This is a genomic window from Pseudomonas sp. PB105, from assembly GCF_009764655.1.
GTDB classification, from domain to species: domain Bacteria; phylum Pseudomonadota; class Gammaproteobacteria; order Pseudomonadales; family Pseudomonadaceae; genus Aquipseudomonas; species Aquipseudomonas cyclaminis.
In genome coordinates this window covers 1-16,274 of record NZ_RWIO01000072.1, presented here as the reverse complement: position 1 = coordinate 16,274, position 16,274 = coordinate 1, and the positions used below count along the sequence as shown (strand labels likewise).

The window sequence follows — 16,274 nt, the reverse complement described above, 5'->3', positions numbered from 1 at the left end:
GCAGATCGCCGTGCAGGCCTCGCTTACCGGGCACTTGGTGCTGGCCACCTTGCACACCAACGACGCGGTGTCGGCGGTCAATCGCTTGATCGATATGGGGGTCGAGCCGTTCTTGCTGGCGTCGTCATTGCTGGGAGTGTTGGCCCAGCGGTTGGTGCGGCGCCTGTGCCCCCATTGCAAGCAGGAAGACCCGGCCGCGCCGGGCACCTGGCGTCCGGTGGGATGTTCACATTGCAACCAGGTCGGTTACAGCGGCCGCACCGGTATCCATGAGTTGTTTTGCGTAGACGACGATGTGCGCAGCCTGATCCACCAGGGCGCCGGCGAGCAGGATTTGCGCCTCGCCGCGCGCCGGGCCGGGATGTTCAGCATGCGTGAGGACGGTGAGCGCTGGGTACGCAGCGGCGCCACCGCCCCCGAAGAAATCCTGCGCGTGACACGGGACGCCTGATGAATCGCTATCGCTATGAAGCCGCCGACGCCAACGGCAACGTCGAGGCCGGGCACCTGGAGGCCGACAGCCAGAGCGGGGCGTTTGCCGTGCTGCGCAGCCGTGGCCTGACCGCGCTGCTGGTGCAGGTCGAAGGCCATCAGCAAACCACCGCCGGCAGCAGCCTGTTCGCCGCCAAGCTGTCGGACAACGACCTGGCCTGGGCCACGCGGCAACTGGCGAGCCTGCTCGGCGCCAGCCTGCCGCTGGAGGCGGCGCTGAGTGCCACGGTGGAGCAGGCCGAGAAAAAGCACATCGCCCAGACGTTGGCGGCCGTGCGTGGCGACGTGCGCGGCGGCATGCGCCTGGCGGATGCGCTGGCGGCGCGGCCACGGGATTTCCCGTCGATCTACCGCGCGTTGATCGCGGCGGGGGAGGAATCCGGTGACCTCGCCCAGGTGATGGAGCGCCTGGCCGACTACATCGAGGAACGCAACAACCTGCGCGGCAAGATCCTCACTGCATTTATCTACCCCGGTGTGGTGGGGCTGGTGTCCATCGGCATTGTGATTTTTTTGCTGAGTTACGTGGTGCCCCAGGTGGTCAGCGCGTTTTCCCAGGCGCGCCAGGACCTGCCGGGCCTGACCCTGGCGATGCTCAACGCGAGCGACTTTATCCGCGCCTGGGGCTGGCTGTGTTTTGCCGGGATCGTCGGCGGTTTCTGGAGCTGGCGCCTGTACCTGCGCAACCCGGTGGCGCGCTTGAATTGGCACAGCCGCGTGCTGCGTCTGCCGCTGATCGGGCGCTTTGTGCTGGGCCTGAACACGGCGCGGTTTGCCTCGACCCTGGCAATCCTCGGCGGTGCCGGCGTGCCGTTGTTGCGGGCGCTGGAGGCGGCGCGGCAGACCTTGTCCAACGAGCGCCTGAGCCAGTGCGTCAACGATGCCACCGCCAAGGTGCGTGAAGGCGTCAACCTGGCGCCGGCGCTGGCGGTGGAGAAAGTCTTTCCGCCGGTGCTGATCCACCTGATCGCCAGCGGCGAAAAAACCGGCTCGCTGCCGCCGATGCTGGAGCGTGCGGCGCAAACCCTGTCGCGGGATATCGAACGGCGCGCCATGGGCATGACCGCGTTGCTGGAGCCGCTGATGATCGTGGTCATGGGCGCCGTGGTGCTGGTGATTGTGATGGCGGTGCTGTTGCCGATCATCGAGATCAACCAACTCGTCACCTGACGACACGCTGTAAAAAATGTGGGAGGGGGGCTTTGGTGAAAACATAACCTTAGCAAACGAGGCTCTTGTGGTGAGCGGGCTTGCCACAGAAGCCCCCTCCCACATTGGACCTTTTCTGTTCAGTTGATTTTTGGGGCGGGCCAATATCGCCAGACCCCAACCTCGGGTTCCTCATTCCGTCATATCCACGCCCCTTGTCACAGCCCGCGCCGCCTTGACGAAACCCACGCTGAAACCTCGCTGTCATCTGCCGCCAAACCGCTCAAAACCATGACCAAAACACCCGAGAATCTTTTTAAAATCAAGTGCTTCCTCCCGAGGTTTTTTCCTACATCTGTCATCGGAAACTGCGACTTTCTCTCCATGGTTTTCACCCCCCGGCCACCCCCGCATCACGGCCTTGGGACCGAAGCCATGGCGTCATGCAAGAGCCATCTACCCCAAACGTACAAACACGACGAAAGGAGATTCTTCATGTTTAAGCGCAACGTTCTCGCGGTATCCATGACCCTCGCTGCACTGTGCTCGGCCCAGGCTGCAATGGCTGACATCAACGGCGGCGGCGCAACCCTGCCACAGCCGCTTTACCAGACCTCCGGCGTCCTCACCACTGGCTTCGCCGCCTACATCGGCGTGGGCAGCGGCAACGGCAAGTCGGCGTTCCTGAACAACGACTACACCAAGTTCGTGGCTGGCGTGACCAACAAGAACGTGCACTGGGCAGGCAGCGATTCCAAGCTGACGGCGGCCGAACTGTTGGCTTACAAAACCAACAAGCAACCGACCTGGGGCAAATTGATCCAGGCGCCTTCGGTGGCCACTTCGGTTGCCATTCCGTTCAACAAGGCCGGTGCCAACGCGGTTGATCTGAGCGTGAACCAGCTGTGCGGCGTGTTTTCGGGCCGCTTGACCGACTGGAGCCAGATCACGGGTTCGGGTCGCACCGGCGCGATCAAAGTGATCTACCGCAGCGAGTCCAGCGGTACCACCGAGCTGTTCACCCGCTTCCTCAACGCCAAGTGCGCTGAGACGCAGCCGTTCGCCGTGACCACCACCTTTTCGTCCAGCTACGGTGCAGGCTTGCCTGCCGGCGCAGTGGCAGCCACCGGCAGCCAAGGCGTAATGACCGCGCTGAATGCGCAAGATGGCGCGATCACCTACATGAGCCCGGACTACGCGGCGACCACCCTGGCCGGTCTGGATGACGCCACCAAAGTGGCCAAAGTGGGCGGTGTTTCGCCTGCGCCTGCCAACGTTTCCACCGCCATCAGCCAGATCCCTGCGCCAACCGAAGCCCGTGCTGATGGTTCGTTCATCGACGCGACCAACCAGGACAACTGGGTACCGGTCTTCGCGGCTACCGCCAGCGGCCCGGCGACTTTCGCTTACCCGTCCAGCGGCTACCCGATCCTGGGCTTCACTAACGTGATCTTCAGCCAGTGCTACGCCGACGCCACCCAGACCACCCAGGTCCGTGCGTTCTTCAACCGCCACTACGGCAACCTGATCAACAACGACACCGCCATCAACAACAACCGCTTCGTGCCGTTGCCAGCCAACTGGAAAAAAGCCGTGCGTGACACCTTCGCCACCGCTTCCAGCGCTCAAGGCATCGGTAACACCAGCGTCTGCAACGCCATCGGTCGTCCGCTGTAACCCAGGCTTTCAACGACCCGCAACACCGATCAGCAACGGCCCGTGCCGTTGCTGATTTTTTTGCGTTAGCAGCCCTTTATGAACTTTGCATGACAGAAGTTCAGTCCCGCCCCTCGCCAACCGCCTAACCCTCATACGTGAGCCTGTCTTGCGCCTGGCGATTACAAAGAAGGAAGATTCCCGATGGTCCGCTGCACACCCACGCTCAAGCTGAATGCCCAGGGCTCGCACGCCCAGACTGTGTTGCGCCTCAAGCCTCTGGCCCAGGTCATTGCCTTGTTGGTGGTGGCGGGCAATGCCCATGCGGCGACGGCGTTCAGCCCGGCCTGGTTCGCGGCCAAGGGGGCGACCCAGGCGACGACGGCGGCGCGGATCAATGCGGGGCAGATGCCGTCGGTACCGACGCTGAACCAGCAGGCGCGGGTCAACCAGCAGTTGGCGCGCTCCATCAGCACGCTCAACACCACGGTCGCGGCCATTGCGGCGCAACAGGCGGCGCAGGCGGCGGGTCGGCAAGCGGCGTTCGGTCAGGTTTCGACGATTCCCGATGGCCTCGGCAAGGGCGGCCTGCAGGTGGATAACAGCCTGACCCAGGGCTGGACCAACGCCAAGGCACCGACCCAGACCCAGGCGGGCGGCAAGACCACGGTGAGCATCGAGCAGACCGCCGACAAGGCGATCCTCAATTGGGAGACCTTCAACGTCGGGCGCAACACCACCGTGGATTTCCAGCAGCAGTCGACCTGGGCGGTGCTCAACCGCGTCAATGATCCTGATTCACGGCCCAGCGAGATCCAGGGCCAGATCAAGGGCGCCGGCACGGTGATGATCATGAACCGTAACGGCGTGGTCTTCAGCGGCACCAGCCAGGTCAATGTGCGCAACCTGGTGGCGGCGGCCGCGACGATCACCGATGACCAGTTCACCCAGCGCGGCCTCTATGTCGACACCAATGGCACACAACCGACGTTCACCGATGCGGCGGGCAAGGTCGAGGTACAGCGCGGTGCATTGATCCAGACCCACAACGCCGCCACCTCCACCGACGCGGGCGGCTATGCCTTGCTGCTCGGCAGCGAAGTGGAAAACGCCGGCACGATCATCACCGCCAAGGGCCAGACCACCCTGGCCGCCGGCGACAGTTTCTACATCCGCAAAGGCGTGGGCACGGCGGGTAACGAGCGTTCCACCACCCGTGGCAACGAAGTCGCCGCCAGCCTGAAAACCGGCAGCACGGCGGGAACGGTGATCAACAACGGCCTGATCATGGCCGCCACTGGCGACGTCACCCTGACCGGGCACAATGTGCAGCAAAACGGCGTGGCCCTGGCCAGCACCTCGGTGGACACCCGTGGCTCCATTCACTTGCTCAATTCGGCCAGCGACACCACGGGCAGCATCACCCTGGGCGAGGGCAGCACCACTGCGATCCTGCTGGACGCCAGCGGCAGCACCGCCCTCAACAGCCAGAAGGACAACGGCCTGATCAAGCTCGACGGTACGCCCGCCAACCTGATCGGTGGGCAGTTCAACCACCTCAGCGCCGTGGCCGACCGCACTGACCAGTCGCGGATCGAGATCGTCAGCGGCGGCACCGTGGACTTCCAGAAAGGCTCGATCACCCTCGCCACCGGCGGCCAGGTGGCGGTCAGCGCGGGCCAGCGCAGCCTGGTGCGCGATGGCGCGATGATCGACGTGTCAGGCGCCGTGGGCGTCAAGGTGTCGATGGAAGCCAATAACATCAAGATCAATGTGCAGGGCAACGAGCAGCGGGATGCGCCGGTCAACCGCGACAATGGGCAACTGATCAACAACGACGTGTGGGTGGACTTGCGCGACCTGGTGTTTGTCCCGGCCGGTACCAATGGCTATGCCACCGACCGTTGGTACACCGCTGGCGGTCTGCTGGAAGTCGGCGGCTACCTTGGCACCCAGGGCCATTCGGTGGGTGAATGGATGGCCCAGGGCGGTACCGTGACGTTTACCGGCAAGGATGTGGTGACCCAGCAGGGCGCGCAGATCAACCTGTCGGGCGGCACCGTGGATGTGCAAGGCGGCTATATCCGGCAAACCTGGCTCAAGGGCCCGGATCGACGCTTGTACGAGTTGTCCAGGGCGCCGGGTGACATCCTTTATTCGGGTATCTACAAGGGCTATGAAGACACCAGCGTTCGCTGGGGCCAGACCGAGTACTACTACAACCCGATGATTGCTCCGCAAGGCCGTAACGAGGCCGGTTATACCGTGGGGCGCGACGCCGGCAAGCTGGTGGTGAGCACCGCCAGCGCGGTGCTGGAAGGCCAGATGATCAGCGCGGTGTTCCAGGGGGATCGCCAGACCCAGGCGCCAAACATCAACCTCGACGGTTACCAGCAATCCCAGAAGGCCATGGCCCAGCTTGCGCAGTTGATCATTGGCCAATACACGCCGATCTACAACAAGACCACCGGCACCTTGCGCTATGCCTTGGGGGCGAACGCCGACGAGGTGTCGCTCGACGGCAACCTGGCAAACATCGCCGATGGCCTGGACCTCGCCACCGCGTTGCCCCAGGAGCGCCAGGGCAAGATCCTGCTCGACAGCGGGCAGCTCAGTGGCAACCCGTTGGGCGCGATCAAGGTCGCGGCCCGGCAGCAGGTGACGGTCAATGGCGCGCTCAGCGTGGCGGATGGGGGCGACATCACCCTGTTCGGGCCGAGGGTTGATATCAACGCGAATCTGACGGCCCTGGGTGGCAGCATCAATGCCGGCAACATCCTCAGCCAGGTCAACCCACTCAAGGCCGGCGCGGTCGAAGACACGACCCTGGCCGGGGGTTCGAGTGTGAATGTCGCGGCCGGCGTCAAGCTCGATGCCCGTGGTCGCTGGAACAACCTGCTGCTTGACCCGGCCAACAGCACCGGCGTGGCGTATGTCAATGGCGGCAAGGTCTCGTTGCGCAGCTCGAACAACGTCAACCTGGCGGCGGGCAGTGAGGTGGACGTGTCTTCCGGCGCGACCCTTGGCGTAGACGGCAAGCTCATCGGCGGCAAGGGTGGCAGCGTGACGCTGGGCGCGCTCGGTGCCCTGGGCCTGGATGGCGACGTGCGCGGCTACGGCGTGAACGGCGGCGGCACCCTGGCGTTGCAGGCTCGCAAGGTGCAGATCGGCGACAGCGCGGGTGCGGTGGACAGCGACACGCTGCGACTGGCCGGCGATTTTTTCAATAAGGGTTTCTCGGCCTACGACATCACGGGCAACGAAGGGCTGATCGTCACCGACGGCACCCAAGTGGATGTCAGCGTGCCGACCTATCGCTTGGGTACGCAAGCGTCCACAGTGCCGACGGGCAGCGATGCCGCCACGGCCCTGGGGCAATGGACGCCGCCGCTGTACCAGGAGGACGCCACCAAGGGCGTGCTGACCCAGCGCCGAGGCGCCGGCTTGAGCCTCACCGCCGGCACGGTCTTCGCCGGCGCTGCGCAGCTGGCGAGCACAGCCCTGACGGTGGGCCACGGCGCGGTGATCAACGTCGACCCCGGCCAAGCCATCCAGCTGCGCAGCATCGGGCAATTGACCCTGGACGGTACGCTCAATGCCTGGGGCGGCAGCGTCACCTTGGGTGGCTTGACCACTGGCGCCTCGGAGGCAGTGAACGCCAGCGGCCATGACCGCTCGATCTGGATTGGCGAACAGGCATTGATCGACGTGGCGGCGCGGGCGGCCACGGCAGTGGACTTCCGGGGGCGCACCTACGGCGTGGTACGCGACGGCGGCACGATCAACATTGGCGGCACCCTTGACCTGAACACCGGCCTGACCACGGCCAGCGACTTGTTCGTGGTGGTACGTGAGGGTGCGCGCCTGGACGCGTCCGGCACCCAGGCCTTGCTGAATGTTCCAGGGCAGGACGCGGTGGCGGTCGCCAGCAACGGCGGCAGCATCAGCCTGGCCTCGAACAACGGCCTGTACCTGGACGGCAGCCTGGTCGCCAAAGCCGGCGGTGTTGGCGCGGCAGGCGGTAGTCTCAACCTGGTGCTGGAGAGCCCGTATTACCAGAAAGCCGGGCTCACCGACCGGGTGCTCAAGGTCCGTGACCTGGTCGTGAGCCAGGTGCATCAACCGACTGCGCTGGGCGACAGCCTGGAGTACGGGCATGGCCGCCTGGGCGTGGATCAAGTCACTGCTGGCGGCTTCGATAACCTCGCGCTGCTGAGCAATGGCCTGCTGAGCTTTGACGGCGATGTGAGCCTGGACATGGGCCAGAGCCTGCGCCTTTACAGCCGGGGTTATGGGCTCAGTGAAAACGCGGCAGGCAACTCCCGTATCAACCTCAAGGCGCCGCACCTGTTGCTGGCGGGCTACCTCGCGCCGCCCGAAACCGGCAAGGATCTGTATGTGCGTCCGGTGCCGGTGCTGCCGGCGCCGTCCCAGCGCGCAACCGAGGCGCAGTTCAATGCCGACGGCGACCTGGTGGAAGTGCGCGGCAACGTGATCTTCGGTAACCGCAGCAGTTTGTATAACGCCGACAATAGCCTGGCGAGCCTTGAGCGCCGTGGCTTTGACCACGTCAACCTGACCAGCCAGGGCGATCTGCGCTTTCTGGCCGGCGCCTCCGCAAACGACATCATCACCGGGGTCAGTACCCAGTTGCTGACCCAGGGCGACATGACCCTGCGGGCGGCGCAGGTGTACCCGAGCTCAGACGTCAGTGCCCGAGTGATCGCTGGCTACCTTGGCGAATCAACCACGCTGAATCTGGGCCTGGACTTTGATCCGTTGCGCACATTGACGATTGGCCGCGTCGGCAGCACGGACGCGCCCCTGCCGTATTCGGCATTCGGGCGTCTGCAACTGGGTGCGGCCACCGTCAAGCAAGGCGGCGTGGTGCGCGCGCCCCTGGGCTTGATCGATATCGGCAGCATGGGCAGCAGCCTGGTGCAATTGCTGCCGGGCAGCGTCACCTCGGTGAGCGGCAAGGGGCTGGTATTGCCCTATGGCGGCACGCTGGACGGGCAGGTCTACACCTACAACGGCAAGACCGTGACATTCCTCGGCCAGGGCGGGCTGGCCAATACCAACAGCGACTTGAGCGTCGGCGTCATTCTGGGCGGCCAGTCGGTTGCGGTGCAGCCGGATGCCATCCTGGACCTGTCGGGCGGTGGCGAGCTGCTGGGCGCCGGTTTTGTTTCCGGGCGCGGCGGTTCCACGGATGCGCGTTACAACCCGCTGGTGCAATTTGGCGCCAACGGTGGGTTTGTGCTGCCGGGGCTGTCCACCAACCCGATCTACGCGATTGTGCCGGGCGTGCAACCCGGCGCGGCGCCAGTGGCCGCCGAGGGCGGTGCCGTGGCGCCGCTGGTGGGCCAGCAGGTGACTATTGGCGCGGGTGTGCCGGGGTTGCCGGCGGGCACCTACACCTTGATGCCCTCGACGTATGCCTTGATGCCCGGCGCCTTTCGCGTGGAGATCAATGGCCTGGCCGGGCTCGGCAGCGACGCCGCGACCACCTTGATGCGCAATGGCTCGTGGTCGACGGCCGGGCAGCTGTCGATTGCCCACACCGGGATCCGCAACAGCATCGCCAGCCAGTTGATCCTGACCTCGGCGGACACCCTGCGCCGTTATTCCCAATACAACGAAACCAGTTACGCCCAGTTCGCCAAAGCCGACGCGGCCAGGCTGGGCGTGCCGCGCCCACTGCTGGAAGTCGACGCCAAGACCCTGAAACTGGCATTGCGCCCCGGCCAGGGCGCCGATGCATTCGCTTTCGACGGTATCGGACGTTTTGATGCCGCGACGGGCGGATATGGCGGCACGGTCGCGGTGGTGGACCCGAGTCGCCTGGGTATCGAAGTGGTCGCCGCCGACGCCTCGGCGACCGCCGGTTTTTCCGGCATTACCCTTAAAGCCGACACCCTCAATGCCATCGGTGCCTCAAGGCTGATGGTGGGGGGCTTGACCGCGGTGGAGTATGGCCAGTCGGGTAACTTCATCGGCCTGGCATCGGGTGTGAATGCCGCCAATAGCAACGTGACCCTGCGTGCGGGCGCCACGCTGGCTGCGCCCGAGGTGTTCCTGGTGAGCAACACCGGCGCCATCGTGGTCGAGCAGGGTGCTTCGATCAATACCCTGGGGCAGGGCGCCGCCAGCTACGATGCCCGCGACGGTTTTATCTACCAGGTTGCCAATATGCTCGCGGTGTCCAACGGGTTGCTCAACGTGGTCGGTGCCGTCCAGCCCGCTGGCGTGATCAGCGGGGGGATCAACGTGGGCGCCTGCGGCAGTAGCGCATGCCTGGGCCAGACCGGGCTGTATTCCGATGGCAGCATCGTGGCCCTGACCGACAGCAGCTTCCAACTCGGCGACCAGGTGCGCTATGGCACCCGTCACCTCAACCTGGGCGTGAGCACCATCAACCTGGGCAGCGTCGAAGCCCTCGCCGCCGCAGCCGCCGCGAACCGCTTGCCAGTCGGCCTGACCCTCAACCAGACGCTGCTCGACCGCCTGCTGCGCGGCGATACGCAACTGGGCGCACCGGCCCTGGAGACCTTGCAGCTGTCGGCGCGTGACGGTTTTAACTTCTACGGCAGCGCCAGCCTCGACACCTATGACCCGCTGACCGGCAAGTCGCTGCTGAGCAACCTGATGCTGTCCACCCCGGCCATGTATGGCGCCGGCGGTGCCAGCGATGTGGCGACCATTCACACCGCCAACCTGATCTGGCTGGGCGCGACCAACGCCCCCGGCGCGGTGGTGACGGGCGGCGCAGGCACCGGCAGCGGGCGCCTGGATATCAATGCCGAACGCATCGAGTTTGGCTACGGCGACTTTGGCCAACCGAGCAACGTGAAAAGCTTCGACCGCCTGGCCCTGGGCTTTGCCAACGTCAACCTCAATGCCAGCGAGCGCATCACCGCCAACCACAAGGGCAGCCTGTCGGTCTACCAGCGCCAGGGCGCCTATGACCCGGTCAGCGGCTTCCAGTACAGCGGCGGCAACCTGACCGTCCGCACCCCGCTGATGACCGGTGAGGCCGGTTCGGTGAACACGATCAAGGCCGGCGGTGCGATCGATATCGGCGCTTCGGCAGGCCCCCGTGGCAGCGCCAGCGGCCAGGGCGCGACGCTGTCCCTGCAAGGCGACAGCATCCGTGTGGCCACTGCGGTGGTGTTGCCCAGCGGCAAAGTCAGCCTCAGTGCGCGGGGCGATGTGCTGTTGACCGATGACGCGCTGATCGATGTGGCCGGTCGTGGGATCACCTTCAACGACGTGACCCAATACGGTTGGGGCGGCGACGTGCTGCTCGACAGCCGCAGCGGCAATATCCTGCAGGCGGCGGGCTCGACCATCGACCTGTCCGCCAAGCACAACCAGGCCGGCAAGTTGCGTGCGGTGGCGACGGATGCGGCAGGCGGCATCGTCGATTTGCAAGGCAAGATCCTCGGCAGCAGCAGTGGTTATTACAACGCCGGTGGCACCTCGTTGCCGCAGCCGGCCGGTACCGTGGAGATCCAGGCCCAGCGTCTGGGCAGCAGCGGCGCCCTGGACCAGCAGTTTGCCGACCTCAACCAGCGCCTGAACCAGGGCGAAGTGTTCGGCGCGCGCAGCTTCCAGCTCAAGCAGGGCGACCTGACCATCGGCAACGGGCTCAAGGCCGGCACTGTCAGCGTGTCCGTGGACAACGGCAGCCTGCGCGTGACCGGGCTGGTGGACGCTAGCGGTGAGCGCGTCGGCAGCATCAACCTAGCCGGCAAAAACGGCCTGACCCTGGACAGCACCGCAGTGCTCGACGCCCACGGCAGCAAGCTGCGGGTGGACAGCTACGGCAAGATCATCGACTCGCCGAACCGCGCCATGGTGGTGCTGGGCTCCGGCAGCGGCCAACTGACCCTCGCCGATGGCGTGCGCATCGACCTGCGCCACGGCACCGGCGCGGCTGTCGGCAATGACGGACGCAATCGCGGCACTCTGGAACTGAACGCACCCCGGTTGGGGGGCAATGACGTGGCAATCGACGCCAGCGGACGCTTGACCATTCAGGGCGCGCGCTCGATCACCCTCAACGGCATGGCGACCTACGACGATGCGCCGCAGAAAAACGATCCGACCGCCAGTGGCAGGCCGTATCAGGAGATTACTCAGGATTATCTGGATAAGAAGCACAAGCTGGCCGTTGATTTCATCGATGCCGCCTTGCTCAACACACAGCTGACGCAGAACAAGCTCGCCGGCCTGAACAACGCCACCTACGCCGACGCCTTCCACCTGCGCCCCGGCGTGGAAATCGTCAGCAAGACCCCTGACGGCGACCTGGTGGTGCAGGGCGACCTGGACTTGTCCGGTTATCGCTATGCCAGCCTCAATCCCAATAGCCAGCAAGACGACAATGTCTACGGCTCCGGTGAGTCCGGCGCCCTGACCCTGCGCGCCGGCGGTGACCTGAATATCTACGGCAGCATCAACGATGGCTTCGCCAAACCGCCGCTGTCCGAGGACGACAAGGGCTGGGTGCTGCTGCCCGGTGTGGACTTCAGCGGCGGCACCATCGTGGTGCCGGGCAATGGTGTGACCCTGGCGGACGGCACGGCCTTCCCGGCGGGCAGTACGCTGAACTACGACCTGCCGATCAAGGGCCTGACGGTCGCCGCCGGCACCCGTTTGCCGGTGGCCGCGACATTGGGCCAGGACGTGGTGCTGCCGGCGGGCAGTGTATTGGCGGCCGACATACGCGATGCCGGGGGCAATCTGTTGTTCGCCGCCGGTACGTTGCTCGGTGAGGCGCAGACCCTGGTGGCGGGCACCCAGCTGGGCGCCGGGACACTGTTGACCCAAGGCACCCGCCTGCAAAACATGATCTGGCCCAAAGGCGTGCCGCTGCCGACGGTGCACGGTGCGAACCTGGCCAACAACACTGTGCTACTGAGTGGCATCAAGGACTTGCCGAAGGGCGCGCTGATCCCCGCCGGCACCGATGTGAAGTTGCCCAACGGGGCGGCCTCGGTGCAGTTGCGGGTCGGCGTGTCCGGCGACGCCGGCCAGGTGTGGGCCATCTCGCCGATGCTGGCCGAAGGCACCCAGTCGTGGTCGTTGCGCCTGGTGGCCGGTGCCGACACCGAGGCGGCGGACAGCCGTTTGCTGCAAGCCCACCCGCGCAGCGGTGATATTCACCTGGCGGACAATCACTACGGCATGTATGCCAAGGAATTGCCGAGCAAGGGCGTCCAGACCTGGACCGCCGCAGCGGTGGCGGTGCTGACTGCGGAAGGGTTGGACATCAAAGAGGGCGACCCTATCGACCAGCAATTGCTCAATGACTTGAGCCTGGGGTCGATTGAAGATTTCTGTGCCGGTGCGCCGGAGTATTGCGCGATCAAAGTCACCTACGTGTGGACGCAGCAAGCGGCCGATGATCTGTTGAACCAGTCCGGCGTGATCATTCCCGTGGGGGCGGTGATCACCAATGAGTTCCTCGCCAGCCTGCAATTGCCGACGGTGGAGGAGGTGTGCGCCATTGCTCCCGAATATTGTGCGGCCCAGAGCAAGACCGAATATGCGGCGACGCCTTCGAGTACCCGCTTCAGTGTGATCCGCACCGGCAGCGGCGACCTGGAACTGTTGAGCGCGGGCAGCTTGAGCATGGATTCGCTGTACGGTGTGTACACCGCGGGCACGTCATCGACTGGCACGTTCGCCGGCGACCCTTACAACCTGCCCAAGGCGCAGCCGTCCGGCAGCGTGCTGAATGACCCAGGCAGCTACTTCGAACAGTTCGTCAACGGCTCACCCACCAGTCTCTACCGGGCCTGGTACCCGCAAGCGGGGGGCAATGTGACCCTGAATGTCGGCGGTGACCTGACTGGCAATATCACCAGCACCACCGCGAGCCTGACGCGCCCCAACCCTAAGGATGCCGGGGTGGACTCGGCGGCGGTCGGCAACTGGCTGTGGCGCCAGGGCAGTGGTGATGTCGCTACGGGCGGGCAGGCTCAACCTACCGCGTGGTGGATCAATTTTGGCAGCTACACCGCGACCACTGCGGCAGACAAAATGCTCGGTTTCACTGGCTTCGGCACCCTCGGCGGCGGCAATCTGGACGTGAACGTGGGCGGCAACGCCGGGGTGCTGGATACCTTGGGTTACGACCTCAATGGCTCCGGAGCCAACCCCCATAGCCAGGGCCTGGTCCTGGCCGTCGGCAGCACGGGCCGGATTGCCAGCGATGGCAGCCAGCAGTTGACCGGCGGCGGCGATTTGCGCGTACGCATCGGTGGCGCACTGAACCCGGCCAGCGTGGCCGCGACGGCGGATCATCGTGATGGTGTGCTGGTCAACCTGCGCGGTGATGTGCAGTTGCGCAGCGCCAGCGTGGGCAGCGTCGACTTGCTGTACGGCAGCATCGCCCCCACCCAAAGCCCTGGCGAAACCCGCGCGTTCGACCCCCAGGTTGCCACGCGAAGCGTTGCCCGTGGCGGCATGACGCTCGTGCCCGGTGATGCCACCTTCAACCTGCAGACCCTGGGAGACCTGGTGGTGCAGAACGTCGAAGACCCGGGCCGGGTACAGCTCTCGCACGTATCACCCTTTGCGCAAGGCGCGAACCCCGGCAGCGGTTCAAGCTGGTTTACGCTGTGGACCCAAGACACGGCGATTGATCTGTTTTCACTGGGCGGCAACCTCACACCGTTCAGCCGCTCCGAGGCGACGGCCGACCTGGCGGTGGTCTACCCGTCCATCCTCAGGGCGACCGCAGCGGGCGGCAGCCTGTATTACGGTAAAGCCGCGCAGGCGCAGACCAACGGTGACAACACCTACAGCTACCCCTTGCTGCTGGCGCCTGGCGAGAACGGCCAGTTGCAGTTCCTCGCCCAGGACTCGATCTACGCCGGCGGCATGCCCGTCAGCCAGTCCGGCACGGCGAACAGCGCGATGGCGACGCCGTGGAATCCTGCGTATCAAGGCCGGGTTGGCAACGCGGTGGTCGCCAGTAACCTGTCGATCACGGGTAACGCGAGCAACCTGGCGTTGTTCGCATTCGGCGCCGGCACCACGGCGGCTTCATCCTCAGGCAGTGCTGAACCCGCACGGTTTTACGCGATGGACGGCGACCTGATCGGGGTGAGCAGCGGTCGGATCATCACCTTCCAGAAGAGCGCCGGGGCAGTGCATGAAGGTGAGACCTGGTATGAAGGCAATGGCGCGGTACGGATGATGGCCGGACGGGATATCGTCAGCAGTGGCCGTACCTTTGGCACCGATGGTTTTGCTGTGGCGGCGCCAAGTGACAATCTGTTCATTCACCAAAACACCAACGACATCTCCATCGTGTCTGCGGGTCGCGACATTCTCTACAGCAACTTCCAAGTGGCCGGCCCTGGCCTGCTGGAAGTGTCGGCCGGGCGCAATATCCTGCTGACAGGCACGGGCGGCGAGCACAGTGTGACCAGCCTCGGTGCAGTGCTGCCGGGCGACAACCGCCCTGGCGCGAGCATCGTCATGCAGGCGGGTGTCGGCGCCAACGGGCCGGATTACCAGCGGTTCGTAGAGAACTACCTGAACCCGCTCAACCAGGCACAAGCGGGCGAGTCCTTGCTGGGCGGCAAGGTGGCCAAGACCTACGAGGACGAACTGGCCACCTGGCTGGCCGAGCGCTTCGGCTTTGCCGGCGACAGCGCGCAGGCCCGTGCTTACTACGCCGCATTGCCCGCCGAGCAACAACGGGTGTTTGCCCGTGACGTGTATTTTGCCGAACTCAAGGCCGCCGGCCGTGAGTACAACCAGGACGGCGGCGTGCGCGAGGGTAGTTACCTGCGTGGCCGTGCGGCGATTGCGGCGTTGTTCCCGGCCAAGGACGTGGCCGGCAACCCGATCACTTACCAGGGCGACATCACCCTGTTCAACGGCTCGGGCGTGCACACCAATGCCGGTGGCTCGATCCAGATGCTCACCCCCGGCGGCGGCCAGACCTTCGGCATCGAAGGCGCGGCGCCACCGGCCACGGCGGGTGTGATCACCCAGGGTGCCGGTGACATTCAGCTGTATTCCATGGGCAGCATCCTGCTGGGGCAGAGCCGCATCATGACCACCTTTGGTGGCTCGATCATGGGCTGGACCGCCGAGGGTGACATCAACGCCGGTCGTGGCTCCAAGACCACCGTGGTGTATACGCCACCCAAGCGCGTCTACGACAACTGGGGCAACGTGGGCCTGTCACCGTCGGTGCCGAGTACCGGCGCGGGGATCGCCACGCTGAACCCGATCCCGGAAGTGCCGGCAGGGGACATCGACCTGATCGCGCCGTTGGGCACCATCGACGCGGGCGAGGCGGGGATACGGGTGTCGGGTAACGTCAACATCGCCGCGTTGCGGGTGGTGAACGCGGCGAATATCCAGACCCAGGGCAAGTCGTCCGGGGTGCCGGTGACGGCCTCCGTCAACACCGGGGCCATGAGCTCGGCCAGTGCGGCGGGTGCGGCGGCGTCCCAGGCAGCAGAAGACGCGGCGCGCAGTCAGCAGGCGGCGGCGAAGCAGGGCAGGGCTTCGATTGTGACGGTGGAGGTGCTGAGTTTTGGTTCGGAGCCCGTGCAGCGGGGGCCTGAAGACGGGCAGAAAACGTCGGCGTATAACCCGAACAGCCCGGTGCAGGTGTTGGGTGCCGGGCCGCTGAGTGAACAGGCGCGGGCGCGGTTGACGGATGAGGAGCGCAAGCAGATTAGTTTGTAGATCAAGGACCTCTCGTTGGACTTTGGGGCGATCTTTGATCGCCCCGTTTTTTTTTCGATGTTCAAATGTGGGAGGGGGCTTGCCCCCGATGGCAGTGGGTCAGGCAAAGATGTATCAGCTGGCACTCCCTCATCGGGGCATAGGTATCGACACAACTTCCAGTGGATGCTGAATCTATGGCAAATGGGCTGTTGTGGTGAGCGGGCTTGTCCCGCGCTGGGCTGCGAAGCAGCCCCAATAACAAACACCGCGTA

Annotated in this window: 4 protein-coding genes; all 4 read left to right on the top strand. The window is 65.1% G+C overall.

Annotation, left to right across the window (positions count from 1 at the left end):
• The coding region (locus tag EJD88_RS18550) for an ATPase, T2SS/T4P/T4SS family (protein WP_160385048.1) at positions 1–451 on the top strand (451 nt) is incomplete at its 5' end.
• Positions 451–1,662: a type II secretion system inner membrane protein GspF gene (gene gspF / locus EJD88_RS18545; protein WP_099584169.1), complete on the top strand. Its 1,212-nt coding sequence runs from the start codon at positions 451–453 to the stop codon at positions 1,660–1,662. The genes EJD88_RS18550 and gspF, both read left to right, overlap by 1 nt.
• A 474-nt stretch (positions 1,663–2,136) precedes the next feature.
• Complete coding sequence (locus tag EJD88_RS18540) at positions 2,137–3,318, top strand: substrate-binding domain-containing protein (RefSeq protein ID WP_099584170.1); 1,182 nt, start codon at positions 2,137–2,139, stop codon at positions 3,316–3,318.
• 183 nt (positions 3,319–3,501) lie between these two features.
• Positions 3,502–16,020, top strand: a complete 12,519-nt coding sequence (locus tag EJD88_RS18535) for a filamentous haemagglutinin family protein (protein ID WP_158878700.1) — start codon at positions 3,502–3,504, stop codon at positions 16,018–16,020.
• The last annotated feature ends 254 nt before the right edge of the window (positions 16,021–16,274 follow it).

Coding starts and splice junctions, on each gene's coding strand:
- EJD88_RS18535 (WP_158878700.1), top strand. CDS start 3,502: ATGGTCCGCTGCACACCCACGCTCAAGCTGAATGCCCAGGGCTCGCAC.
- gspF (WP_099584169.1), top strand. CDS start 451: ATGAATCGCTATCGCTATGAAGCCGCCGACGCCAACGGCAACGTCGAG.
- EJD88_RS18540 (WP_099584170.1), top strand. CDS start 2,137: ATGTTTAAGCGCAACGTTCTCGCGGTATCCATGACCCTCGCTGCACTG.